Annotated in this window: 21 protein-coding genes; 10 read left to right on the top strand and 11 right to left on the bottom strand. The window is 59.9% G+C overall.

Features of this window, described 5'->3' with window-relative positions; genetic code table 11:
- Positions 1-136: 136 nt before the first annotated feature.
- Positions 137-1,768 (bottom strand): alpha-D-glucose phosphate-specific phosphoglucomutase, encoded by a 1,632-nt coding sequence (locus ACZ1JM_RS05860; RefSeq protein ID WP_465134993.1) that lies wholly within the window; start codon positions 1,766-1,768, stop codon positions 137-139.
- A 226-nt stretch (positions 1,769-1,994) separates the two neighbouring features.
- Between ACZ1JM_RS05860 and ACZ1JM_RS05855 the strand changes: the two genes are divergently transcribed.
- Complete coding sequence (locus ACZ1JM_RS05855; RefSeq protein WP_465133903.1) at positions 1,995-2,975, top strand: sensor domain-containing diguanylate cyclase; 981 nt, start codon at positions 1,995-1,997, stop codon at positions 2,973-2,975.
- 8 nt (positions 2,976-2,983) lie between these two features.
- On the opposite strand, the gene ACZ1JM_RS05850 is transcribed toward ACZ1JM_RS05855, so the two are convergent.
- The 3 genes from ACZ1JM_RS05850 to ACZ1JM_RS05840 all read right to left on the bottom strand — a co-directional run bounded on the left by ACZ1JM_RS05850 (position 2,984) and on the right by ACZ1JM_RS05840 (position 7,686).
- On the bottom strand, positions 2,984-3,259 hold the full coding sequence (locus tag ACZ1JM_RS05850) for a helix-turn-helix transcriptional regulator (RefSeq protein WP_465133902.1): 276 nt from the start codon (positions 3,257-3,259) through the stop codon (positions 2,984-2,986).
- Positions 3,260-3,344: 85 nt separating this feature from the next.
- Positions 3,345-5,147 carry a translation elongation factor 4 gene (lepA, locus tag ACZ1JM_RS05845; RefSeq protein WP_465133901.1) on the bottom strand — a complete coding sequence of 601 codons (1,803 nt, stop codon included), beginning with the start codon at positions 5,145-5,147 and terminating at the stop codon, positions 3,345-3,347.
- A gap of 106 nt (positions 5,148-5,253) precedes the next feature.
- On the bottom strand, positions 5,254-7,686 hold the full coding sequence (locus ACZ1JM_RS05840; protein WP_465133900.1) for a putative bifunctional diguanylate cyclase/phosphodiesterase: 2,433 nt from the start codon (positions 7,684-7,686) through the stop codon (positions 5,254-5,256).
- A gap of 428 nt (positions 7,687-8,114) precedes the next feature.
- On the opposite strand from ACZ1JM_RS05840, the gene ACZ1JM_RS05835 reads away from it, so the two are divergent.
- Entirely contained in the window at positions 8,115-9,422 is a 1,308-nt protein-coding gene (locus tag ACZ1JM_RS05835) for an FAD-dependent oxidoreductase (RefSeq protein WP_465133899.1), read from the top strand.
- Positions 9,423-9,599: 177 nt separating this feature from the next.
- On the opposite strand, the gene dnaN is transcribed toward ACZ1JM_RS05835, so the two are convergent.
- The 5 genes from dnaN to ACZ1JM_RS05810 all read right to left on the bottom strand — a co-directional run bounded on the left by dnaN (position 9,600) and on the right by ACZ1JM_RS05810 (position 14,165).
- Complete coding sequence (gene dnaN, locus ACZ1JM_RS05830; RefSeq protein ID WP_465133898.1) at positions 9,600-10,718, bottom strand: DNA polymerase III subunit beta; 1,119 nt, start codon at positions 10,716-10,718, stop codon at positions 9,600-9,602.
- A gap of 216 nt (positions 10,719-10,934) precedes the next feature.
- Positions 10,935-11,699 carry a 3-oxoacyl-[acyl-carrier-protein] reductase gene (gene fabG, locus ACZ1JM_RS05825; RefSeq protein WP_465134992.1) on the bottom strand — a complete coding sequence of 255 codons (765 nt, stop codon included), beginning with the start codon at positions 11,697-11,699 and terminating at the stop codon, positions 10,935-10,937.
- Positions 11,700-11,738: 39 nt separating this feature from the next.
- Positions 11,739-12,674 (bottom strand): ACP S-malonyltransferase, encoded by a 936-nt coding sequence (gene fabD, locus ACZ1JM_RS05820; protein WP_465133897.1) that lies wholly within the window; start codon positions 12,672-12,674, stop codon positions 11,739-11,741.
- A gap of 108 nt (positions 12,675-12,782) precedes the next feature.
- Entirely contained in the window at positions 12,783-13,310 is a 528-nt protein-coding gene (locus ACZ1JM_RS05815) for a VOC family protein (protein ID WP_465133896.1), read from the bottom strand.
- Positions 13,311-13,355: 45 nt separating this feature from the next.
- Entirely contained in the window at positions 13,356-14,165 is an 810-nt protein-coding gene (locus ACZ1JM_RS05810; protein ID WP_465133895.1) for an LD-carboxypeptidase, read from the bottom strand.
- 136 nt (positions 14,166-14,301) lie between these two features.
- Here ACZ1JM_RS05810 and ACZ1JM_RS05805 point away from each other — a divergent pair, with 136 nt between their 5' ends.
- Positions 14,302-15,714: a Mur ligase family protein gene (locus tag ACZ1JM_RS05805; RefSeq protein WP_465133894.1), complete on the top strand. Its 1,413-nt coding sequence runs from the start codon at positions 14,302-14,304 to the stop codon at positions 15,712-15,714.
- 617 nt (positions 15,715-16,331) lie between these two features.
- Positions 16,332-16,589, top strand: a complete 258-nt coding sequence (locus ACZ1JM_RS05800; RefSeq protein WP_465133893.1) for a PepSY domain-containing protein — start codon at positions 16,332-16,334, stop codon at positions 16,587-16,589.
- Between the two features lie 105 nt (positions 16,590-16,694).
- Here the strand turns inward: ACZ1JM_RS05800 and ACZ1JM_RS05795 are convergent, their stop codons facing one another.
- Both ACZ1JM_RS05795 and ACZ1JM_RS05790 read right to left on the bottom strand, forming a co-directional pair.
- Positions 16,695-17,639, bottom strand: a complete 945-nt coding sequence (locus ACZ1JM_RS05795) for a DUF808 domain-containing protein (RefSeq protein WP_465133892.1) — start codon at positions 17,637-17,639, stop codon at positions 16,695-16,697.
- Complete coding sequence (locus ACZ1JM_RS05790) at positions 17,611-17,790, bottom strand: hypothetical protein (RefSeq protein ID WP_465133891.1); 180 nt, start codon at positions 17,788-17,790, stop codon at positions 17,611-17,613. Before ACZ1JM_RS05790 ends, ACZ1JM_RS05795 begins: the two co-directional genes overlap by 29 nt.
- 27 nt (positions 17,791-17,817) lie before the next feature.
- Between ACZ1JM_RS05790 and ACZ1JM_RS05785 the strand changes: the two genes are divergently transcribed.
- The 6 genes from ACZ1JM_RS05785 to ACZ1JM_RS05760 all read left to right on the top strand — a co-directional run bounded on the left by ACZ1JM_RS05785 (position 17,818) and on the right by ACZ1JM_RS05760 (position 25,389).
- On the top strand, positions 17,818-18,642 hold the full coding sequence (locus ACZ1JM_RS05785; RefSeq protein WP_465133890.1) for a flagellin N-terminal helical domain-containing protein: 825 nt from the start codon (positions 17,818-17,820) through the stop codon (positions 18,640-18,642).
- Between the two features lie 182 nt (positions 18,643-18,824).
- Positions 18,825-20,066, top strand: a complete 1,242-nt coding sequence (locus tag ACZ1JM_RS05780; RefSeq protein WP_465133889.1) for a putative DNA modification/repair radical SAM protein — start codon at positions 18,825-18,827, stop codon at positions 20,064-20,066.
- Positions 20,063-21,469 (top strand): UdgX family uracil-DNA binding protein, encoded by a 1,407-nt coding sequence (locus tag ACZ1JM_RS05775; protein ID WP_465133888.1) that lies wholly within the window; start codon positions 20,063-20,065, stop codon positions 21,467-21,469. Before ACZ1JM_RS05780 ends, ACZ1JM_RS05775 begins: the two co-directional genes overlap by 4 nt.
- A 57-nt stretch (positions 21,470-21,526) precedes the next feature.
- On the top strand, positions 21,527-22,432 hold the full coding sequence (ku, locus tag ACZ1JM_RS05770) for a non-homologous end joining protein Ku (RefSeq protein WP_465133887.1): 906 nt from the start codon (positions 21,527-21,529) through the stop codon (positions 22,430-22,432).
- Between the two features lie 29 nt (positions 22,433-22,461).
- Positions 22,462-24,984, top strand: coding sequence for a DNA ligase D (gene ligD / locus ACZ1JM_RS05765; protein ID WP_465133886.1), 2,523 nt, complete (start codon positions 22,462-22,464; stop codon positions 24,982-24,984).
- Between the two features lie 72 nt (positions 24,985-25,056).
- Positions 25,057-25,389, top strand: coding sequence for an immunity 53 family protein (locus ACZ1JM_RS05760; protein WP_465133885.1), 333 nt, complete (start codon positions 25,057-25,059; stop codon positions 25,387-25,389).
- The last annotated feature ends 42 nt before the right edge of the window (positions 25,390-25,431 follow it).

The following is a 25,431-nucleotide window of genomic DNA, read 5'->3' as shown; positions in this document are numbered from 1 at the left end:
TCCCGGCGGATCCTTGCATCGTCGTGTCATCCCTTCCGCTGCGGCCCTAACGAAAAGGTCCGCGCGAATGTATTTCATCAACTAAACCGGTCAGCGACGCCCGGACACAGAAGCCCCGACGTCGCCGACAAAAATTTCAGGTGATGACATCCGGCGTGGCACGCCCGGTATGCGCCGCGATCCCGGCAATGGCCTCCGCCGCCGCGATCTGCGGTTCGAGCATCGCCCCGGTATCGGCATCCAGGCTGCCGAAAGTCGGTTCGTACCGCTCAAGGTACACCCGCAAAGTTGCACCCTGGGTACCGGTCCCGGAAAGCCGGAACACGATCCGGCTGCCATCCTCAAACAGGATGCGGATCCCCTGATTGGCGCTGACGGCGCCATCGACCGGGTCGAGATAGGAGAAACTGTCCGCCGTCTGGACGGTAAGCGCGCCGTACGACTTGCCGGGAAGATCGGCCAATTGCGCGGTCAATTGCTCCATCAGCGCGGTGGCGCCTTCGGTCGCAATGCCCTCGTAATCGTGCCGGGCATAGTAGTTGCGACCATACCGCGCCCAGTGTTCCTTCGCCAGTTCGTCAACGCTGATGCCCCGCACCGCCAGGATATTGAGCCAGAGCAACACCGCCCACAGACCGTCCTTCTCCCGGACGTGGTCCGACCCGGTGCCAGCACTTTCCTCGCCACAGATGGTGACTTTACCGGCATCGAGCAGGTTGCCGAAGAACTTCCACCCCGTCGGCGTCTCGAAGCAGGGCACGCCCAATGCCTCGGCCACGCGATCCGCCGCAGCGCTGGTCGGCATGGAACGGGCGATACCGGCAAGCCGGTCGCGATAGGCGGGGGCGATCTGGATGTTGGCGGCCAGCATCGCCAGCGAGTCAGAAGGGGTGATGAAGCGCCCCCGCCCGATGATGAGATTGCGATCCCCGTCCCCATCGGAAGCCGCGCCAATGTCAGGCGCATCCTCCGACATCATCAGATCATACAGTTCCTTGGCATGGATGAGATTGGGGTCCGGGTGATGGCCGCCGAAATCCTCCAGCGGCTGTCCGTTGACCACCGTTCCAGGCGCAAACCCGAGCCGCCGCTCGAGTATCTCAACACCATAAGGCCCGGTCACCGCGCTCATCGCATCGAAGCGCATAGTAAAGCCGGACGAAACAACCTTGCGAATGGCGTCGAAGTCGAACAGTTCTTCCATCAGGTCGGCATAATCGGCCACTGGATCTATGATCTGAACCGTCGCATCTCCCACACTCACTTCGCCAATCGCATCAAGATCGACATCCGGTGTATCGATCGTCAACCAGCGGTCGATTACCTTGGTACGAGCGAGTATGGCGTCGGTCACGCCCTCGGGAGCGGGACCACCGTTGGCGATATTGTATTTGATCCCGAAGTCTTCATTCGGTCCGCCGGGATTGTGGCTGGCCGACAGCACCAGCCCGCCACTGGCTTTGTGCTTGCGAATAACATGGCTCGCGGCAGGCGTAGAAAGGATGCCGCCCTGCCCGACCAGAATCCGGCCATAGCCATTGGCTGCGGCCATGCGGATCGCCTGCTGGATCACCGCACGATTGTGGAAACGTCCATCGCCACCGATAACAAGGGTCGCTCCCGGCTCCGGCCTGACTGCATCGAAAACCGACTGTATGAAATTCTCAGCGTAGTTGTCCTGCTGAAAGATCTTCACCTTCTTACGCAAACCGGACGTACCGGGCGCCTGGCCTTCAATGGGCTTGGTCGGGACAGCGACGATATTCATCAACAGGCGTCTCCACGAAAAACAGATCGACACATCGACACTGATGTGCGCACGACGTGACCCTTCCGTGTCGTTCACTGCATGTCAAATGGTTGCTCGGTCGTTATCGGTATTCCCGAAAGTTGAAGTCCAATTGTGAAATCCTTAATGGATGAGCGCATATCGATGAAACGTTGGCTATCTTTCGCCAAGGTTTCGTCTTCTGCCAGGAACTCGAGAGTCTTGAATGCGTGCTGCTGATGCTCTGACCGACGAAACCGCGCGCTTGGCGGCACTGCGGCGCCTTGAAATCTTGGATACGCCGCCTGAAGAGCCGTTCCAGAATATCGTCAACTTGGTCCGTACAGTCCTCGGGGTACCGATTTCCACGGTTACCTTGCTGGATGAAAAACGACAGTGGTTCAAAGCGCGGGTCGGCGTTGATGCTGCCGAAACGCCGCGCAACGTATCCTTCTGTACGCATACCATCGCGCAACCCGACGCCTTTGTAATACCAGATGCGGAAGCTGATGCACGTTTTCGGGACAATCCGCTGGTCCGAGGTGATCCTAGGATCAGAAGTTACGCTGGCGTGCCATTGACTACTTCAGACGGCTACAACGTGGGAGCACTGTGTGCCATCGACACGAAAGCTCGAAGCTTTAGCGAGGCGGAATTGGGTATTCTCCGCAATTTCGCGCAGATCGTCGTCAACGAAATGGAGTTGCGGCGGATCGCTGACCGCGATCAATTGACTGGAGTGCTCACCCGCCGCGGCTTTATTGACAAGGTTGAAAAGGAAATGGCGCGATGCCGCCGATATGGACGAGATGCTTCGTTGCTGCTGATGGACATAGACTATTTCAAGGCAGTCAATGATACTTGGGGTCACCCGGCGGGGGATGCCGTACTGAAAGAGGTGGCTGTGGTCCTCGAAGAGACGGCTCGGCCTACGGATATCGTCGGCAGGCTGGGCGGTGAAGAATTTGCCATGCTGCTCCCGGAAACGTCATCCGAACAGGCGCTCGCTGCAGCAGAAAGATTCAGGATGGCAATTGCCGCCCGCAAGATCGGGATAGCAGCCGACCAAGAGATTGCGATCACGGCCAGCTTCGGAGCCACTGCCCTAAACGAAAAAGCAGAAAGCGCCGAAGCGTGGATCGCGACCGCCGACGTTCTGCTTTACACGGCTAAACGCGCAGGCCGAAACCGGTGCGCCTTGAACTAGCCAGCAGACTACAACGTGGCCAAATACTGCCGATAAGCCCGCGCTAATTCGGCCCGGGGCGGCAATCCGGCCCTATTTCTGACACCCTCGATCCGCTGATTTACGGCGCTTTCGGAAATGCCGAGTTCCCAAGCGATTTCCTTGCTCGTGCGGTTTTCCGACACAAACAGCAGCACCTGATGCTGCTTCGCCGTCAAGTGGGGGAAAATAGCAATAATACTCGACGGTTGTGCTCGAGCTTCGTCCTGCTTTTTACTTTCTATTTCGGCCATAGGTTTGGTCATAGGCCACGTACCCTTGCTAAACATTAACCGGCAAATGGTGCTATCTGCGCATGTGGCTCAGCACTTGAGCACGGCGCAGCGCGCTTTATTCCTCACCCATCCTTAACGCAGCGATAAACGCTTCCTGTGGGATCTGCACATTGCCATATTCACGCATGCGCTTTTTGCCCTCCTTCTGCTTGTCGAGAAGCTTCTTCTTGCGGCTAATGTCTCCGCCGTAGCACTTGGCGGTAACATCCTTGCGCATCGCGCTGATCGTCTCTCGGGCAATAACTTTGGCCCCGATCGCGGCCTGAATCGGCACCTTGAACATATGCCGGGGGATGAGTTCTTTAAGACGTTCCACCAATCCACGACCGCGCGGCTCAGCCTGACCGCGATGCACGATCATGGAAAGCGCATCGACCGGTTCGTTGTTGACAAGAATGTTCATCATGACGAGATCGCCTTCCCGAAGGCCGGTTTGCTCGTAATCGAAGCTGGCATAGCCGCGGCTGATGGATTTCAGCCGATCGTAAAAATCGAACACGACTTCGTTTAGTGGCAAGTCGTAAGTGACTTGCGCACGACCGCCCACATACGTCAGATCCTTTTGAATGCCCCGGCGATCCTGGCATAGTTTGAGGATCGACCCGAGATATTCGTCAGGCGTATAGATCACCGCTTTGATCCACGGTTCTTCCATGAAATCGATCTTGACGGGATCGGGCATGTCGGCCGGATTGTGGAGTTCTTTCACGGTTCCGTCCGTCATCGTCAGTCGATAGACCACTGACGGCGCAGTCGTAATAAGATCAAGATCGTATTCACGGCTCAGGCGTTCCTGGATAATCTCCAGATGCAAAAGACCCAGAAAACCGCAACGGAACCCAAATCCCAGCGCGGCACTGGATTCCATCTCAAAACTGAAAGATGCGTCGTTCAGCCGCAGTTTTCCGATGGACTCCCGAAGCTTTTCAAAGTCGTTGGCATCCACGGGAAACAGGCCGCAGAAAACAACGGGCTGCACTTCCTTGTAGCCGGGAAGAGCCTGGGTGGCGCCGCCTTTCACCGTAGTGATGGTATCACCGACTTTAGCTTGCTCGACTTCCTTGATCTGCGCCGTGATGAAGCCGATCTCGCCTGGGCCGAGTTCAGGCAGATCGACACGCTTCGGCGTGAAGCAACCTACGCGATCAATGAGGTGCTCAGTCGCACCCTGCATGAATTTTACGCTCAACCCCTTCTTGATCACGCCATCGATAACGCGAACCAGAATGACCACGCCGAGGTAGGGGTCATACCAGGAATCAACCAGCATGGCCTTTAAAGGCTTGTCACGCTCACCCTTTGGAGGCGGGATCTTCTTGACGATGGCTTCAAGCACTTCAGCGATACCGATGCCTGACTTGGCGCTGGCCAAGACGGCTTCGGACGCGTCGATACCGATGACTTCTTCGATCTCGTTGCGAACTTTTTCCGGTTCGGCTGCCGGCAGATCGATCTTGTTGATCACTGGGACGATCTCGTGATCGTGCTCGATCGATTGATACACGTTGGCTAGGGTCTGGGCTTCCACACCCTGCGCCGCATCAACCACGAGCAATGCCCCCTCGCAGGCCGCTAGACTGCGGCTGACTTCATAGGCGAAATCGACGTGCCCGGGCGTGTCCATCAGGTTCAGTTCGTACGTCAGGCCATCGGAAGCCGTGTAATTCAGGCGCACTGTCTGCGCCTTGATCGTGATGCCGCGCTCTTTCTCGATGTCCATATTATCGAGGACCTGAGCGCTCATCTCTCGCTCGGACAGGCCACCCGTCGTCTGGATGAGACGGTCCGCCAATGTGGACTTGCCATGGTCGATATGGGCAATGATACTGAAGTTACGGATCTGCGCGAGTTCGGTCATGGTGCGCCGTTAGAGCATTTTCGCGTCGGGTGGAATGACCTGAAAGCGACGAGAATGCGAAAAATGCACGCGATTGAAAGGTGGCCGAACGATCGCCCAAAAAGACTTAACCCACTCGCCTGAGAAGTCCCTGGTCCGCCCTGTCTCGCTTGATCCGGGGCTTGGCAAAAGTCACTGCTCCGGTATCGTCGAGTTCCAGCGCTTGTGCGAACTCGACCCCCATTCTATCCTCTTTACACCACTGTGAAGTCGCCGACACAACATAGCCTTCTGAAAGATGGACCCCGAAAACCGTACCGACTGGCACGTTCCACAGCCCCTCGATCATTGCTCCCGTCAGCGAAATGTTGCGGATAGTGCCTTGATAAGTGTGAGTCCCATGTTCAAGGGCAACCTTGCGCAACATGGTCTGTCGCGCTGCACGAGCAGACCGTGGCCCCGTTGCGACGGCCGAGAGCCCTTGAGCGAGCTTGGTGTTAACGGCATCGACCGTCATCGGCCGATCATAGATGTAACCTTGAATGTGACTGCATCGCAGCTGACGTACGAGATCCAACTCGTCCAATGTCTCCACACCCTCGGCGGTGGTTTCCATTCCGAGTGCTTCGGCCAGGCTGACGATGGAGGAAATGATCGCTCCATTGCGACTGCCAGCGATCGTCGCGCCCCGCACGAAGCTCTGGTCGATCTTTATCTTGTCGAACGGCGCCTTTTTCAAATATCCCAGTGAGGAATAACCAGTCCCGAAGTCGTCCAGCGCCAGTCGTACGCCCACGCGTTTAAGGGCAGTGAACATAGCCTCAGTGGACTTGTCGTCGCTAAGGAAAACGCTTTCGGTGATCTCCAGCTCAAGCCGCCCGGGCTGGATGCCGGCACCGGCGATCGCGCTGGTGACAATCGCTGGAAGCGCTGGATTGGCAAACTGCAATGGCGACACGTTGACCGCCACTCGCACCTCTTCTGGCCAGGTCGCCAGATCCCGGCAAGCGGTGCGCAACGCCCATTCGCCAATCTGGGCGACAAGTCCACTCTCTTCCGCCACAGGTATGAACCTCGCCGGTGAAAGATACCCATGGACCGGATGCCTCCAGCGGAGGAGAGCCTCGAAACCGGTGATCCGTTCACCGATCGTGCGCACCTGCGGCTGATAATGCAATTCCAGTGAGCCATTGGCGATGGCGTCTCGCAGATCCTCCTCAAGTTGCTGACGCTCCCTTGCGTCTGAATGAAGATCCTCGTCATAGAAATGGTGACGCCCCCGACCATTGCCTTTCGCCGCGTAAAGCGCGAGGTCGGCATTGCGTATCAATGCTTCAGACGTTGTTCCGTCATCGGGGCAAAGCGCAATGCCCAAGGACGCCCCGATCGTCACGCGCGATCCATCGATCGAGTACGGCTGCGACAAGCTTTCGATGATCCGCCGCGCGAGATGCGCCAATCCTTCGCGTTGCTGCACACCGTGAAGAATCACCTGGAATTCATCTCCGCCCAGTCGCCCTACCCTTCCTCGATCGCCAACACTGCCGCTGAGGCGTTCGGCCACTTGCTTGAGCAATGCGTCGCCTGCGGGATGACCCATGGTGTCGTTGACTTGCTTGAACCGATCAAGATCCAGCAACAGAACGGCGCAAGCGCGTGTTTCCACGCGAGGGCTGGTCAGAATTTTTTCCAGCCATTCTCCCATCTGAAAGCGATTGGCCAGCTTGGTCAGCGAATCAAATCGAGCCAGTTGAGTGACATGCTGCTGGGATTTGCGTTTTTCAGTGAGATCCGTCCCTGATCCGCGAAAGCCCATGAAGTTGTTGAACTGATCAAGCACCGGGCGTCCGGATATCGACCACCACCGCTCGTCCTCTTCGTCGGTCGCCGCACGGACATCCAGATCCTGAAAAGAGGAGCGGGTATTGAGGTGGAAAACGAGCGTCCGCTCTCGCTGCTGTCCTTGCGCCTCCAGAATGAACAAGCTGGTGAACGGGCGTCCTTCGACTTCCGATGGACCCTTGCCCAACATCTTTGCGATACGCTCCGAGACGTATGAAACGCGTCCGGCGCGGTCGGTTTCCCAAAACCACCCCTGCCCGGTCTGCTCGTACTCGTTGAGCAGTTGTTCGGCGCGCCGGTATTGGCGCTCTCGTTCAGCATGATCGGTGGCTCGAGCCGACGTAAGACGGGCCTGGCCGATTGCCAGAAACAAGGCAATCACGCCGCCGATCGCCAGCAGCAGAAGCGCCGGGATAGATTGGAAATAGATCGTCCCACCGCCCCACAGGGCGATGGTGGCCATAATGATGGAGGTCGAACGGTTCTCCAGAAGTGTCGTTGCCATCAGGATGACAATCACAAATATGGCAGCAGTCGAATCCCATTCGAGACCGGCATGCATATCTGTCCAGCGCGCGGCACCAAGGCCGAACAGTCCCATTGGGAACAGCACCGCGAGGGCCAGCACCGGGTACCTCTGCCAACTATCGTGAGAAAGCTGGCGCTCGTGATCGGCATAGAATTTCGCGGGAGCGCACAAGGCCATCGCAGCCATCATGCATCCTATGGCGACCACATCTGGCAGCCCCCAAGCAACCAGCCCCATAAGTATTGAGCAGACAAGCAACGTCGGTGCCATCCAAACCCACCTGAGGGACGTGAAATAATGCAAGACATCGCTGGTATCGGACTGAGCGCGGAACCTTGCGAACCCGCTTACGAAAAGAGACGGGCCAGCCGCAGGCGTCAGCGACGAATCTTCTATGTCGGCACTGATCTGCCTTGCCCGCTGCGCGCCGCTGCTATCCGAAATACCCATCGGCGGACCATTGCCCTTTCGGCATTTCCAAACGGTTAAATGCCGGGTCATCTTTTGGTGACTTACCGCGCCATCAGGTCCCAATTTTACTTGCTCGGAGGACCTAGGCATGCTTGCTGGGCGTTCTGGGCTAACTGCAAAGCCGTAAAAATAAGGGAGAGACGTCTGTGCGCCATATCGCCATCGTCGGATCGGGTCCTGCTGGTTATTACACGGCGGAAGCCGCCCTCAAGCAATGGGGCGAGAACGTCAGGGTCGACATATTTGATTCTCTGCCCGTCCCTTTTGGTCTGATCCGCACAGGTGTTGCCCCTGATCACCAGTCCATCAAAGCTGTCTCGCAGCGCTATGAAGCGACTGCCCGCAGTGGCAATGTGCGCTTCGTCGGCAATGTCATGCTGGGTCGGGACATTACGGTGAGAGAACTCGAAAGTCTTTATGACGCCGTTATTCTCGCCACCGGCGCGCCGCATGATCGTAAGTTGAACCTTCCCGGCGAAAATCTTCCCAATGTCTTCGGCTCGGCGGCTTTTGTCGGCTGGTACAACGGACATCCGCAATTTGCCCAGTTAAAGCCGGACCTGAGCCACGACACGGCAATCGTGGTCGGCAATGGGAATGTCGCGCTCGACGTGGCCAGAATTCTTGCGAAGTCGGAGGCAGAGTTCGCCGGATCCGATATTGTAGCGCATGCCTTGTCATCCCTGAGAGGGTCAGCGGTACGGCGGATCGTCATTTTGGGACGACGTGGTCCGCATCAGGTTGCCATGACGCCAAAGGAATTGGGCGAACTGGCAAAACTTTCGCGCGCTCATCCGGAGGTCGATCCCGCCGATCTTCCTGACGTGGCGGAAGACGCCGCGCTGGATACCGGACTGCGTAAGTCGGTAGCTCATCTGCGGAACTTTGCCGCCATCACGGCAGGTCCTGGCCAAGATGCAATAACGGTAGAGTTCGACTTTTTCGCGGCTCCCAAGGCCATTATCGGTGAAACGTCGGTCGAAGCCGTCGAAGTCGAACGAACTCGCCTTGTCGATGGCAAGGCTGTTGGAACCGGCGAAACCTACCGTATACCGGCCGGGCTGGTGGTCGCCTGCATCGGTTATCAGACTTCACCAATCCCTGATGTTCCGTTTGATGAACAGGGTGGCCGTTTCGCCAATGTCGAAGGGCGGATCAGCCCTGGACTGTACTGCGTCGGGTGGGCGCGTCGCGGGCCAACTGGGACGATCGGGACGAACCGGCCGGACGGTTTCGCCATTATCGAAAAGATTGCGCAGGACATGCCCGGCGATTCCGGAAAGGCTGGCCGCCCCGGCTTCGATGCCTTGGCCGATGAGCGCGGGCTGGAAGTGGTGAAATTCACCGATTGGCAGAAAATCGACGAGGCCGAGATGGCGAATGCGCGGGATGGTGCGCCGCGGGAAAAATTTGTTGCGGTCGAGGAAATGATCGAGGCTTCGCACAAGGTTTGACGGGTTTAGTTGATGAAAGTCATGCGGGCGGGTGTTTTTCAGCACCACCCGACCCGTCATGACGGAACGACCCGCCGGGATCATAACAGGCCCGGTCGATGTAGGAAAATCGCCGCCCAAACGAAAAAGGCCGGAGCGTTAGCCCCGGCCTTTTTGTTACCGATCGGTCGAACGCCGTCAGACGCGCATCGGCATCAGCACGTAGAGCGCCGGGCTTTTCTCATCCTGACGGATCAGCGTGGGTGCAGCGGCATCAGCCAGATGCAACTCCACCGTATCGCCTTCGATCTGGCCGAGAATATCCTTGAGATAGTTGGCGTTAAAGCCGATCTCGAACCCTTCGGACGAGTACTCCGCCGGGACTTCTTCCGCCGCCGTACCGTTATCCGGCGAGGTAACGGACAGCGTCACGCGGTCCTGATCCAGCGCCATCTTCACCGCGCGGGTTTTTTCGGTGGCGATCGTCGCCACGCGGTCCACGCCCTGGAAAAAGCTTTTGGGATCGACGCGCAGCAGCTTGTCGTTACCGGTGGGAATGACGCGCGTGTAATCGGGGAACGTGCCATCGATCAGCTTGCTGGTCAGCACCACGCCGTTTTCACCGCCAAGAGTGAAACGGACTTTGCTGGCGGACAGGTCGACCAACACGTTGGTGTCGAGCGATTCTTCGAGCAGCTTGCGCAGTTCGCCGACGCATTTGCGCGGTATGATCACATCGGGCATGCCCTGCGCGCCATCAGGACGAGCAATGGTGAAGCGGGCCAGGCGATGGCCATCGGTGGCGGCCGCCTTCAGTTCCTCGTCCGTTACGTGGAAGAAGATGCCGTTGAGGTAGTAGCGCGTTTCCTCGGTCGAGATCGCGAACCGGGTACGGTCGATCAACTGGGCCAGCGTGGCTGCTGCGATTTCGAAGCTGGTCGGCAGTTCGCCTTCCGCGATGACGGGAAAATCGTCGCGCGGCAGCGTTGGCAACTGGAAGCGGCTGCGCCCGGCCTTCACGACCATGCGATTATCGGCCGCGTCCAGGCTGACCTGGCTACCTTCCGGCAGCTTGCGCGCGATGTCGAACAGCAGGTGCGCGGATACGGTGATCGCCCCGGCTGCTTCGACCGAAACGGCCCCCATCGATTCCACGACCTGCAGATCGAGGTCCGTTGCCATGATGCGCAGGGAACCGCCGGCCGACGCCTCTATCAGGACGTTGGAGAGAATGGGAATGGTATTGCGGCGCTCAACCACGGATTGCACGTGCGACAGGCATCGCAGCAGCGTGGAGCGTTCGATAGTGGCCTTCATGACAGCCTACGGTCCCCCTTAGATCGGGCTAGGGTTCTTCAAAAACCCCAAAATCGGACGACTATCTCTAACGTCCACCAATCGGGCGGCAAGCCGGATGTGGCGCAGATGCGGCGAATCTGGGGATAAAACCGGGTATTTCTGCCCGTTTTCGATCCTTGCCCCGCGTTGATAGAGGACGGTTGGGGGGTAAGACGCCCTACCCCCTGTCCGTCTTCAGATCATCACCATGCCGCCGTTGACGTGAATGGTCTGCCCAGTGATGTAGGCCGCTTCCTTGCTCGCCAGGAATACCGCCGCGCTGGCGATCTCCTCGCCCTCACCCATCCGGCCCATCGGGATGCGCGCGTTGAGCGCTTCTTTCTGCGCATTCGGCAGGATGTCGGTCATCGCGGTGCGGATGAACCCGGGAGCGATGCAGTTGATGGTGACCCCGCGTGTCGCGAGTTCCTGCGCCAGGCTTTTCGACATGGCGGTGATGCCGCCCTTGGCCGCGCAATAGTTCATCTGGCCGGGATTTCCGGTGGTGCCGACCACCGACGTGACATTGATGATGCGGCCAAAACGGGCCTTCATCATCGGCTTGGTCACCGATCGCATCAGGCGGAAAGTCGATTCCAGGTTCACCTTGATGACCTGATCCCACTCCTCATCCTTCATGCGCATCGCGAGATTGTCGCGCGTGATGCCGGCGTTGTTCACCAGAATGTCGATCTTGCCAAGCGATTCGAGTGCGGCAGGGACCAGCTTTTCCACCTGCTCCGAATCCGACAGGTTGCAGGCGATCGACACGTGATCGACTTCCTGCAGATGCTGCGGGCTATGCTCGTCAAGCTCGTCCCGAAAGGCGCGCAACTTGTCGGCATTGGAGCCGGAAATCGCCAACCGAGCGCCCTGCGCCGCCAAAGCCCGCGCCACCGCCGAACCGATCCCCCCGCTGGCGCCGGTTACCAGGGCAGTCATTCCGTGAAGGTCGAACATCTTAGTCTCCGTATTCATATTTCACGCGTCTTCGGCGGCTCAGAGGATCTTAGCCAGTTCCTCGATCTCCGCCATCGTCGAGGCGGAAGTGACGTCGACGTCGCCAGCAGATCGCTTGATCATCGGGCCAACGACCTTGCCGCCGATTTCCACGAAGCGTTCGACCCCGGCGGCGTGCATCGCGATCGCGCTTTCGCGCCAGCGGACGCGACCCGTGACCTGCTCCACCAGCAACCGTTGCACGTCGGCCGGATCGGTGACGACAGCGGCGGTGACATTGGCGAACAACGCGATCCGCAAGGCACTCGGAGGCGTCTGCTCCAGCGCCTGGGCCATCGCATCGGCGGCCGGTTGCATCAGCGGACAGTGGAACGGCGCAGAAACCGGCAGGGCGATGCCCCGCTTGATTCCGTGATCCTTGACTAAGGCAATCGCGCGCTCGATCGCCTCGCGGTGACCGGAAAGGACGACCTGGCCGGGATCGTTATCGTTGGCGACGGTGCAAACCTGTCCCTCGGCGGCAGCTTCGGCGAGCGCGGTTGCCTTTTCGATGTCGGCGCCCAGCAGCGCGGCCATCGCTCCCACGCCGACCGGCACGGCAGCCTGCATCGATTCGCCGCGCAGCTTGAGAAGGCGTGCGGTGTCGGCAAGGCTGAACGCGCCCGCTGCGCACAGGGCGGTATATTCGCCCAAGGAGTGGCCGGCGACGAAATCGGCCTTGTCGGCAAGAGCGATGCCGCCTTCCTTTTCCAGCACTCGCAACACGGCGATGGCGTGCGCCATGATCGCCGGTTGGGCGTTGGCGGTGAGCGTCAACTCATCCTCCGGACCCTGCATCATGATCTTGAACAAGTGCTGGCCGAGGGCGTCATCCACTTCCTGGAACACCTCGCGCGCGGTGGCGCTGGCTTCGGCGAGTTCGGTGCCCATGCCGACCTTCTGGCTGCCCTGTCCCGGGAAAACGAATGCACGCATCTGACGACGCTCCTTCATGTGCAGCGCATGGCACTGTCGATTGGATTGTGGCGCGGCGGGTTATTGCGCTTGCCTGCCAAGGGCAAGCCCCCGCTTACTGCAATGCGCTCACAAAGCGATGTCGATGGTCACTCCGCGAGAGAAGTCTCCCGCGCGTTTGCGGACCATCCCGTAGAAGCCGGTAAGGTTAGCGTTGGGTTCGTACAGTTCGAGCATGTGGCCGTAAGTTGCCACGGTATCGACAAAAACGTAGCGGAAGCCGTCCGTCATCGTAGCGTCCAGCGCAATCTGGTGGCCTTGCGCCGCGAAGGATGTGACCGCCTCCTCCACGCTTTCCACGAACAAGGCGACGTGGTGGATGCCGGTCTTGCCGGAGCCTTCGGGATAGAGGTCGCGGAAGGCCGAGGGGCCGGGATTGTTCTGCTGGCAGAACTCGATCATCACCTCGCCCCACTGCCCATAGGCGCTGGAATGGTCGAGTTGGCGCTCCGTCCCGCGATGGAGGGCGCGGGTCAGGGCAATGTTGTCGGCCACGTAATAGGGACCGGAGCCGAAGGTCTCCGAATGGGCGCGTGCCGCGGCCCGTACGTCGGGCACGAAATAGGCGATCTGGCGGATCGGCAGTGGCGCCATCATACTCTCCATCGTTCTTTTCTGAGCGCCGGGACCGTGGCGCAAGCGTCAGCCGAAGGGAACTATCTTATTGGCGGCATCATGGCCAATGTCCGCTGCGCCCAGGAACGGAATCGAATGACGGCGGCACCAGTATTCAGCGATTGCCCGAGCATTGGCGCCAAACGGTCGATCGTTCTCGGGCACGTCACTGACCCTGCCAAGGCGAAGTCCGGCAATGCCGCCGAGGTGGGCCGTGACGTGGAAGAACAAGCGATCGACCGCGTAGAGATACTCCGACACTTCCTCGACCATCACGATGTGCCCGGCAAGACCCGGCATCAGCCGCGTACCGCCGAGCATCGCCAAAGTCATGAGGTTGAACGCCACGACGGGGCGGGTGGTGTCGGCAAGCGTCGGTTCCAGTCCGCCATTCTGCCCTGTCAGGTAGTCCAGAGCACGCCGGATCGCATCGTCACCCCGGGCGCGGCGGATATCGGCCAGCATCGGGCCATGGGTGGGCCTGCCGATCCGTGCACGGTACAGCGCGCCCAGCAGATAGCCGCCATCGGAATAGCCAAGGTAGGTCTTGCTCTTCGCGGCGTCGGTCAATCCTTCCAGCACATCGTCGGCGATGCGACACGCACCGTAGCCACCCCGCGCGAACCACACGGCATCGATCGAGGGGTCGTTGGCGCACTCGAGGAAGGCGTTCGTCCGCTCCTCATCGCTGCCGGCGAAATGACCGTCCACCGCGAAGCACTGCTGGTGGATCGTGATCTCCACCCCTGGAAAATCGGCGGCGGCAAGCGCCTTGACCCGCGCGGCATCGTCGCGGGTGATCGGAGTGGACGGAGCGCAGACGGCGATGCGGGTCATAGAGGAGGTCTACCCGCCCCCTGCCCCCACGCGAAGGCACGAAGGCCGCGTTTTCCACCGGCGCGGCGGCCAGGCATGAGCGAGCGGCGTGCAAGGAAGGTTGTGTTTGCGCGCGGCGCGAAATACGTCCGGGGCCATGACAGACGCAAGCGACCTTACCGCCCACCCCTGGTTCTTCTGCGGCATCGGCGGGTCAGGCATGCTGCCGCTCGCGCTGATCCTCAAGGGCCATGGCGCGCACGTCGCGGGGTCGGATCGCAGCCGCGATCAGGGCCGCACACCGGAGAAATTCGCCTGGCTCGAATCATTGGGCTTTGACCTGCATCCGCAGGACGGCAGCGGGCTGACGTCCTCCACCCAAACGCTTGTGGCTTCTGCCGCGGTGGAAGACACCGTGCCCGAAGTCGTGCGCGCGTCCGAACTCGGCAGCCCGCGCATGAGCCGGGCGCAACTTCTGGCGACCCTGTTCAACGCCGCTCCGTACGGCGTGGCAATCGGCGGAACGTCCGGCAAATCGACGGTCACGGGAATGACCGGCTGGATCATGACCAAAGCGGGCCGCGACCCGACGATCATGAACGGCGCGGTGATGAAGAATTTCGCCGGTCCTGATGCCCCGTTCGCCAGCGCCCGCGTGGGCAAAGGCGATGCGTTCGTGTCCGAAGTGGACGAAAGCGACGGCTCCATCGGGCTCTATCGCCCGAAAGTTGCGGTGCTCGGCAACGTCAGCCTCGATCACAAGAGCCTTGAAGAACTGCGCCAACTGTTCGGAGACTTCATCGCCCGCGCCGATGTGGCCGCGATCAATCTCGATGATGCCGAGACCGCCGCGCTCGCCCCCCGTGCAACGTCTGTCGTCACCTTCGGCGTCACTGCCCCGGCGGCAGAGATCGGCGCGGCCGACATTGTCGAGAAACCGACCTCCCTTCACGCCACGGTGATCGACCGCCGGGATGGCAGCAGCCACGCCCTGACCCTCAAAGTCCCGGGCCGTCACAACCTCTACAATGCCCTTGCCGCCATCGCCGCCGCCAATGCGTCCGGGGTGCCGGTCGCCGAAGCCGTCGCCGCCCTCGCATCGTTCGAAGGTCTTGCTCGCCGGTTCGATATCGTAGGGACGTCGCCTTCCGGCATCGCCGTGATTGATGATTTCGGCCACAACCCCGACAAGGTATCGGCCACCCTGAACACGATGAAGGCCCATCCCGGCCGGGTAATCGCGTTCTTCCAGCCGCACGGCTATGGCCCGCTGCGGCAGATGGGCGCCGAACTGGCCGAAGTGCTGGCCAGCAAGCTCGGCCCCGATGACGTGACGATCCTGTGCGATCCGGTCTACTTCGGTGGCACGGTGGATCGCAGCGAAGGCAGCGAGCGGATCGTCCGCCTGATCAAGCAGCACGGCGGCACCGCCCGATACATTCCCTCGCGCGCCGAATGCGGCGAATGGATCGTCCGAAACGCTCGGGCGGGCGACCGTGTCGTCATCATGGGCGCGCGCGATGACACCCTGACGGCGTTCGCGAAAGAGATCTTTGCCGCGCTGCCTTGATGCCTGATAAGTGGCATGGACTAATCAATTGTCCGGTTCCGCCCCATTGCAGTCGGTTTGGTAGACTGCCACTCATTTAAAAATGCGATGCCAATCTCTGTTGCCGTTAGCTCTTTTGTGCTCTTGTTCAGTTGTCGCTGAAGGGCCTTGTGGTGATAGCTTTTGTCTCCCGGATGGAATGACGATTGAAAATCGACAAGCTCATTCCGACTTCAACTTATATCAAATCCGAGGTTCTGCTGGTAATTTTGTAATATACGAAGGTGACTATCCTCAGTCTCTTGATCCCCATGGCGAGAGAGTGAACGTTCCGTTCGACGGCACTGCGCTCATCGTTCGTCAGAAGAGGTATGGAAGCATCATAATGAAAACAGGTGCCACGCAATGGCCGCGATACTTGGAACTGAACGGTCCCTGCTCAACAGCAAGCGACTGCAAAGCCTTCGATTTTGCCAAGCGCATTTCACATAATTGAGCGCACTTCCTTCAACGTATGCATGTCAGCCTCCGCCCCATTGGAGCCGTCCGAGCGAAGGGCTTGCTCCTGATAGATGTGTCCAATCATAGTGGAACGTCTCGGATGGCTAAACGCTTTCTCCAAATCGAAGGAGAGAGTTATGATCAAAAAGTTGCTGGTTGTTACTGTTGCCATCGTCGGTTTTTCGAGCCCAGCATTAGCCGATATACCCGGCAAAGGATGGATCAGTGGTGAGAAAGTGAAGAGCATGCTGTTGAAGCAGGGCTATAGCGTCACGAAACTTGAAGCAGATGACGGGCATTGGGAAGGCGAAGCTACGAAAGCCAACGTCAAGTACGATTTCCACGTTGATCCTCGTTCGGGCGCAATCACTAAGATGGAACGCGATAACGATTGATACTTGTTGATTTGAAAGATCGATTTATTGGGAAGCTGACACGCATAGGTCGGCTTTCCACCAACCCTTGCCACTCCGCTTAACCTTGAATAATGCCCACGCAGCCTAGTGCGCCTTGCCGCGTGCCTTGGCGATAACGTGGACCACTGCCGCGACAATACCTCCCAGAATCAGACCGACGATGGCCGACGCCACCGCATAACCCAGCCATCCTGCGATCGCGCCCAACGGCCCGGTAGCGTGCTCCAGGAAATGCTGGATATCGTGTGCGACATGCGCCGGCTGCGGCATGCCCAGTTCCTCAAGCCCGTGCAGGATGATCCCGCCGCCGACCCACAGCATCGCCAGCGTCCCCACGGTGCCCAGAACCTTCAGCACGACCGGCATGGCCCGCAGCAGGAAACGTCCGGTGGCCTGCGCGCCGCCGCCCGGCTTCTTCGTCAAATGCAGGCCAACATCGTCCATCTTCACGATCAGGGCGACGGCGCCATAGACGATCAGGGTGATCACGATCCCGACCAGCGCCAGCGTGACAGCGCGCGCGAACAGCGTCGTATCGCCGATTTCCGCAAGCGCGATGGCCATGATCTCCGCAGACAGGATCAGGTCGGTGCGAACCGCACCGGAAATGCGCGACTTTTCGAACGCGGCTACATCCTCGATCGGGTCTTCCAGCGTCTCACCATGCTTGGCGCCGCCGAATTTCTCGACCACCTTCTCCGCCCCTTCGAACGCCAGATAGAGACCGCCCAACATCAGGATCGGCGTGATCGCCTGCGGAAGGAAGGCACTGAGCAGCAGCGCGATCGGCAACAGGATCAGCAGCTTGTTCTTCAGCGATCCTTTGGTGATCTGCCAGATGATCGGCAGTTCACGGTCGGGCGTGAACCCGGTGACATAGCCCGGCGTCACCGCCGCATCGTCGATCACCACGCCTGCCGCCTTGGATCCTGCCTTGGCGACCCCAGCGCCCACGTCGTCAAGCGAGGCGGCTGCCGCACGGGCAATCACCGATACGTCATCAAGCAATGCGACCAGGCCGGATGGCATTCGAAATCCCTTTAGTTGCAGATGCGAAATAGAGGCGCGCAATGCGGGTGATTTGCTTTGCAATCAAGCGAAAGCACAGCGCCCTTAAAAGTGCCCGGCCACTGTCGTTCTCTTCATCATACGAAGGATGCACCAAGATCGGCGCTTCCAAGTAGACGGCTTTACCGGGGAACACACAATGTCAGTCATCAACACGAACATCAGCGCGATCCGCGCCTCGAACGCTTCCAACTCTGCCAACAAGATGCTGGGCACGGCGATGGAGCGCCTGTCGACCGGCAAGCGCATCAACTCGGCCAAGGACGATGCCGCCGGCCTCGCCATCGCGACGTCGATGACCTCGCAGATCAAGGGCATGAGCCAGGGCATCCGCAACGCCAACGACGGTATATCGCTGGCCCAGACCGCTGAAGGCTCGCTCTCGGAAGTCAGCAACATGCTGCAGCGCGTCCGCGAACTGGCGATCCAGTCGGCATCGGGCACCTACCAGAGCTCTGACCGCGCTGCCATGCAGCAGGAAGTCACCGCGCTGACCACGCAGATCACCTCGTCGATCACGCAGACCAAGTTCAACGGCAACACCCTGATCTCGACGACCTCGGGCACGGACGTCACCTTCGACATCCAGACCGGTTCGAACTCGGGTGAAAAGGTGACGCTCACCTCCAAGGCGATCAACGGCGCGAACCTCACCGCCTCCTCGCTCGACGTGACCGACGCCTCCAAGGCCGCCTCGACGCTGACCGCGGTCGACAACGCCCTCAAGGACGTGAACGCCACCCGCGCTTCGCTCGGCGCCGGCCAGAACCGCCTCGAATCGGCGATCAACAACCTGACCAACAACGTCACCAACCTCTCGGACGCCAAGAGCCGCATCGAAGACGCCGACTACTCGGCCGAAACGACCCAGATGGCCAAGGCCCAGATCCTGAGCCAGGCATCGACCGCGATGCTCGCCCAGGCCAACCAGAGCCAGCAGAACGTCCTGTCGCTCCTGCGCTAAGCGCAACCGCGACACCGACAACGACCTTCCCGTCCCCGGGTAGGTCCCAGCCCGGCGGTCAACAGACCGCCGGGCGTTTCGGTTGATTGATCGGCGCCCACCGCATCGCGGTCGGGCGCTTTATTTTGACTTGGCCGAACGTCCGCCTTGTATGCCGACGAAAAAGAACATAATTAGAACGAATGGCTTTACCTTCCGTCATGGACCGGCTGACGATTTTGGCCGACGCCGCCAAATACGATGCATCCTGCGCATCGTCGGGCACGGCGAAGCGCGACAGCCGCGATGGCAAAGGTATTGGATCGACGGAAGGCATGGGCATTTGCCATGCCTATGCACCTGATGGCCGCTGTATCTCGCTGCTGAAGCTGCTGCTGACGAACCACTGCATTTTCGATTGTCACTACTGCATCAATCGCAAAAGCTCGAACGTGCGACGCGCACGCTTCACGCCGCAGGAAGTCGTGGACCTCACGCTGTCGTTCTATCGCCGCAACTACATCGAAGGTCTGTTCCTGTCTTCCGGCATCATCAAATCATCGAATCACACGATGGAACAGCTGATAGAAGTCGCTCGTATCTTACGAGAAGAGCATGATTTTCGCGGATACATCCACCTAAAGACCATTCCTGAAGCGGACCCGGAACTGGTGGCTCAGGCGGGGCTGTGGGCAGACCGAGTATCCATCAACGTCGAACTGCCGACCGATGCCGGCCTTGCCCGTCTAGCGCCTGACAAGAATGGCGGGACGATAGAGGGGGCGATGGGCAATCTCTCCGATGCGATCGTAGAGGCGAAAGACGCTCAGAAGCGTTTCACCAAAGCTCCGCGTTTCGCCCCGGCAGGGCAATCGACGCAGATGATCGTGGGGGCGGACGGCGCAAGCGATGCGCAGATCGTCGGCAAAGCCAGCACGCTGTACGATCGCTTTTCACTGCGCCGTGTCTATTATTCCGCTTTCAGCCCGATCCCTGAAGCCAGCGCCGTGCTCCCTCTCAAGCGGCCCCCGCTACTCCGCGAACATCGCCTGTATCAATCGGACTGGCTAATGCGCTTCTACGGGTTTGCGCCGAGCGAAGTGCAGGATGCGGCAGATGCCGATGGCATGTTGCCGTTGGATATCGACCCCAAGCTGGCCTGGGCGCTCAAGTTCCGCGATCGCTTTCCCGTCGATGTGAACCGTGCCCCGCGCGAGGATCTTCTGCGCGTGCCCGGTCTCGGCACCAAGGCAATTCAGGCCATCCTGATGGCGCGACGGTATCGCACCATGCGCTTGGAAGACGTGGCGCGCTTGACCACCTCGATCAAAAAGCTGCGTCCGTTTATCGTCACGGCGGATTGGCGACCCACCCTGCTCACCGACCGCGTCGATTTGCGCGCGCGCCTGGCGCCCCCCGCCAAGCAGATGGAACTGTTCGGGTGATCGCGGTCGACCTTCTCGAAACCGACGATTTCGAGGCTTGGCGGACCGAGGCTCGTCGCTTGGTTGGCCAAAGGATTGCCCCCGATGCGGTGGCGTGGAGCGAAGGCGGTGGAACGAACGACCTGTTCGCAATGCCCTCCTCAATGCCGATGCCGAACCGGGATGTTCGCGAGGTCAGGGCAAATCGTGCGTTCATCGAACTGGCCCGCCGGGTGATCCTGCACACCGATCCCCAGCGGCTCGATTTGCTTTATCGGACTTTATGGCGGTTGCAGGAGTACCCTCGGCTGATGGAAGACGCCGCCGATCCCGATGTGATCGCGCTGGAGCGCCTAGCCAAGCAGGTCCGTCGCGACATTCACAAGATGCGCGCCTTCGTTCGCTTTCGGTCGGTAATAGAGGAAGATGATGGCGAAGCGGTTGAACGCTACATCGCCTGGTTCGAACCGGATTATCGGATCGAACGGCACAATGCCGAGTTCTTCGTCAACCGCTTCGCCAGCCAGCGCTGGTCCATTCTGACACCGCGCCTGTCGCTCCACTGGGATGGGATGGCATTGTTCGAAGGACCGCCCGCCGCGCGCGGCGATGCCCCGTCGGAGGATGCGACCGAGGAACTGTGGCTGGGCTATTACCGTTCGACGTTCAATCCCGCGCGGCTGAAAGTCGGAATGATGGTCAAGGAAATGCCGCGGCGATATTGGAAAAACCTGCCCGAGGCGCGGCAGATACCCGATATGATTGCCGGGGCGCATAAGCGGGAAGCTGCCATGATCGCTACCGGTGCCAGCCTTTTCGAAGAAGCATCGCCCAACAGTCTGAAAGCGGTGGCCGACCAGATCGCGCAGTGCCGACGTTGCGCCATCGGTTGTAACGGCACCCGCGCGGTGATGGGCGAAGGCCCGGCTCACGCCGAGTTGATGATCGTGGGGGAGCAGCCGGGAGACACCGAGGAACGTGAAAACAAGCCGTTTGTTGGCCCTGCCGGTCAACTGCTCGACCAAGCCCTAAAGGTTTCCGGAGTAGATAGATCAACGGCTTACGTGACGAACGCCGTAAAGCACTTCAAGTTTGCGCCCAGGGGAAAACGCCGTCTCCACCAGACACCTACTGCAGGCGAAATCGACATCTGCCGTTGGTGGCTGGACAGCGAACGGGCTTTGATAAAGCCGAAGGTAATCCTCGCTCTGGGAGCCAGCAGCGCACGAGGACTCATCGGTCGAACACCATCGATCGGTCGCGAACGTGGACAGGCCCTGCCCCAGTCTGACGGATCGACCGTGTGGCTCACCGCTCACCCCAGCTATCTTCTTCGGCTCGAAGGGGAGGCCAAGGATCGCGAACATGGCCGCTTTGCCGATGATCTTGCGGGGCTCGCCAGGATGTTGGTCACCACCACCTGATCCCGTGGGAACTCCATGCCCTTCCCGCCGCTTGTTCGTGCGAGGAAGGAACCGCACATGGCCGCACGCGCATATTGGCAGGGTCAGATCCGTCTGGCGCTCGTCTCGATCCCGATAGAGGTCTATCCCGCAACTCGTTCTGGTGCCGCGATTTCCTTTCACCAGATTCATGAGCCTACGGGCAAGCGCATCCGTTACGAAAAGGTGGCTTCCGGTGTAGGGCCGGTCGATCGAGACGAAATCATCAAGGGTTTCGAAATCTCGAAGGACAATTACGTTCTCCTGGACGAAGAAGAAATCGAAGCGGTGAAAATCGAAAGCCGTAAGACCCTGGAACTCGTCCAATTCGTCGATGCCGATGAAATCGACGTGCTCTATTATGAAAAGCCGTATTTCGTGGTGCCTGCCGACGACCTGGCGGAAGAGGCATACATTGTCCTTCGCGAAGCGCTGCGTCAAAGCCGCAAGGTGGGCCTGGGGCAACTGGCGGTCCGTGGCCGGGAGCAACTCGTCTCCATCAAGGCATGCGGGCGCGGGCTGGTCATGGAAGTTCTGCGCTATGCCGACGAAGTGCATAAGGCCCAAGGATATTTCCGCGATATAGAAGACGCTAAACCGGATGCCGATCTGCTGGATCTGGCAACGGCGCTGATCGACAAAAAGACTGCGCCGTTCAAGCCTGCAGAGTTTCACGATCGCTACGTCGATGCCCTCCACCGCTTGATAGACAAGAAGGCCAAGTCCAAGAGCAACAAACGAATTATCGAGGATGCCGGAGATACGTCCGGCAGCAAGAACAACGTCATCGACCTGATGGCGGCGCTGAAAAAGTCGGTTGGTGATAGCGGCAGCAAAACCGGGAAGAAGCCGGCCGCCAAGGATGCCGACAAGGCACCTGCCAAAACAACCACGCGCAAACCAGCGGCCAAAAAGCCTGCGGCGCGGACGCGAAAGAGCGCCTGACCGGTGGCGCTAACGCCGGAGATCACGTTGTGACCAAAGCCGCCGATCCCGGAAAAGACCTGCTCGCCGAGTATAATCGCAAGCGGGACTTCAAAAAGACCAAGGAGCCATCGGGCAAGCGCGGCAAGGGCGCGGGCAACAGTTTTGTGGTGCAAAAGCACGCTGCTCGCCGGTTGCATTGGGACTTTCGGATCGAAGTGGATGGCGTGCTCAAATCCTGGGCGGTGACCCGTGGCCCCAGCGTCGATCCGGATGACAAGCGGTTGGCGGTACGCACCGAAGATCACCCCCTCACGTACGGCGGCTTTGAGGGGAGCATCCCCAAAGGCGAATATGGCGGCGGCACGGTGATGCTGTGGGACCGGGGCACCTGGTCTCCCATCGCCGGAAAGAGCGCCAAGGATCTCGATGAGGGACACCTCCATTTCACGCTCGATGGCGAACGGATGAAGGGCGAGTGGCTGCTCGTCCGCATGAAAGGCCGGCCCGGAGAGAAGCGGGAAAACTGGCTGCTGCGAAAGGTGAAGGACGCGCATTCCGGCAGCGGCGATACACTGGTCGAGCAAGGACTGACCAGCGTGCTGACCGGCCGTACGATGGCCGAAATCGAAGCGGACAAGGCGGGATCCCATTCGCTGGAGGGCAAGAAGGGGGACGAGTTCACCAAGGTCATGCTCAAGGCGGCGTCGGGCAATGCCAAGAAGGCCAAGCCTGCTCGCAAGTCGAAAGCCGACGCCAAGCCGCCGAAATTCCGGGCGCTGCAGCTCGCGACGCTGGTGGATGCGGTGCCGCCCGGCAACTTGTGGATGCACGAGATCAAGTTCGATGGCTATCGCGCCCTGATTGCGGCGTCGGGAGAGACGGTTGCGGTGCACACCCGCAGCGGGCTGGACTGGACCGACAAGTTCAGCCCACTGGCGGTACAGATCGCTGCGCTGGATCTGCCGCCATGCCTGATCGACGGCGAAGTGATCGCCCGCGATGCCGATGGAAACCCGGATTTCTCCAGCCTTCAAGCCGTTCTCAAGCGCGGCCATGGCAGTCAGGAAGAAACCGACGCACTGGAATTTCACGCCTTCGATCTGTTGGAGCTGGATGGCGAGGACATGACCGCCATGCCGCAGATCGAACGCAAGGAGCGGCTGGAAGCGCTGCTAGCCGATGCGCAGCCTCCCGTCTTCGTGGCCGATCATGTGATCGGTGCGGGCGAGAAACTGTTCGAGGCGATGTGCGCGGCAGGTCAGGAAGGGATCATCGCCAAGCGCATCGACGCTGCCTATTCCGGGCGACGCAACCGCAACTGGGTGAAAGTGAAGTGCACCCGGCGGCAGGAATTCGTGATCGTCGGGTGGTCTAAGTCACGCGCAAAAGGTCGGCCGTTTTCCTCACTGCTGCTTGGGCAATACGAGGGCAAGACCCTGGTCTACCGGGGCAAGGTTGGCACCGGGTTCGACGGCAAGGGGCTTGAGGACATGGCGGCCCGGCTCGAAAAGCTGGCCCGCAAGACGGCGCCGCTGGAGGTGGACCGCACCGAGGCGCGCGGCGCAAGCTGGGTGACGCCCAAACTGGTCGCCGAGATCGCCTTTGCCGAACTTACGTCCGAAGGCCGGGTGCGGCATGGCAGCTTCCTCGGGCTGCGGGCCGACAAGGATGCGAAATCGGTGAAGCCGGAAAAGGCGCAGCCGGCTCCCACTACCGAAATCGACGTGAAGGTCACCAATCGGGAGCGCGAAATCTTCGAGAGCGGCCAGACCAAGGGCGATCTTGCCAATTACTACGCGCAGATCGCGCCGTTGATGCTCCCCTTTGCCGCCAACCGGCCCATCAGTCTGGTGCGCTGTCCGCAGGGTCGCGCCAAGAAATGTTTTTTCCAGAAGCATGACAGCGGCTCGTTCGGCCCGCATGTTTCGCAGGTGCCGATTAGGGAGAAGGACGGCGGGTCGGAAGATTACCTCTATCTGGCCGATGCGTCGGGCTTGGTCGCTTGCGTGCAGATGGGCACGCTCGAGTTTCACGGCTGGGGCGCCCGGACGGACGCGGTGGAGCAGCCCGACCGGATGATCTTCGATCTCGACCCCGACGAGGGGCTGGACTTCAAGGAATGTGTTCGCGCCGCAAAGGATATCCGGGCACGGCTGTCGGACCTCGGCCTTATCAGCTTTGCGATGCTGTCAGGCGGCAAGGGCGTGCATGTTGTCGTGCCGCTGAAGCGTGGGCATGATTGGGACATGCACAAGGACTTCTCCCGCAGGTTCGCCGAAGCGCTCAGTCTTGCGGAGCCGGACCGCTACGTCGCGACGATGAGCAAGGCCAAGCGCAAGGGCCGCATCTTCATCGACTGGCTGCGCAACCAGCGAGGCGCCACGGCCGTGCTGCCCTATTCCGCAAGGGCGCGTGCGGGCGCTCCGGTGGCTATCCCTGTTTCATGGGACGAGCTGGACACGATGAAGGACGCCCACCCCTATTCCATCGGTGACGCCGATACCCTGATCGACCGCGCGCGCGATCTGCGAGGGTGGGGGTTCGCCGAACAGCCGCTTCCCGAACACTAGGCTGCGTAGACAAATTGGATCGTCCGGTTCCGCCCCATTGCGGTCGTTCCTCGACTGGTCGATTATGGCGTCATGAGCGACGACAATCTAACCTGGCTGGCCCGTTGGTATCTCGCCGAATGTAATGACGACTGGGAGCACTCCTACGGCGTGAAGATCGACACGTTGGACAATCCCGGTTGGACGCTCGTCATCGATCTGGAAGATACAAATCTTGAAGGGCGCACCTTCGAAAAGGTATCCGTGGGTGAGCCTGCTAGCGATTTAAGCGAGTGGAGACGCTCAGGTAGTTGGTGGGTTGCCGAATTGAACGACGGCAAGTTTCAAGCGGCATGTGGCCCCCTCGATCTGGGCAATGTGGTCGGCGTGTTTCGGTCATGGGTTGAACAACCGAACGGCAGCTAGCCACCAACCCTTGCCACTCCCGTACCCTGAATTTGTCCACAC

It is taken from the genome of Novosphingobium sp. BL-S-24, assembly GCF_055521575.1.
The sequence above is the reverse complement of the archived record's forward strand: the minus strand, read 5'-3'. Positions and strand labels throughout refer to the sequence as shown.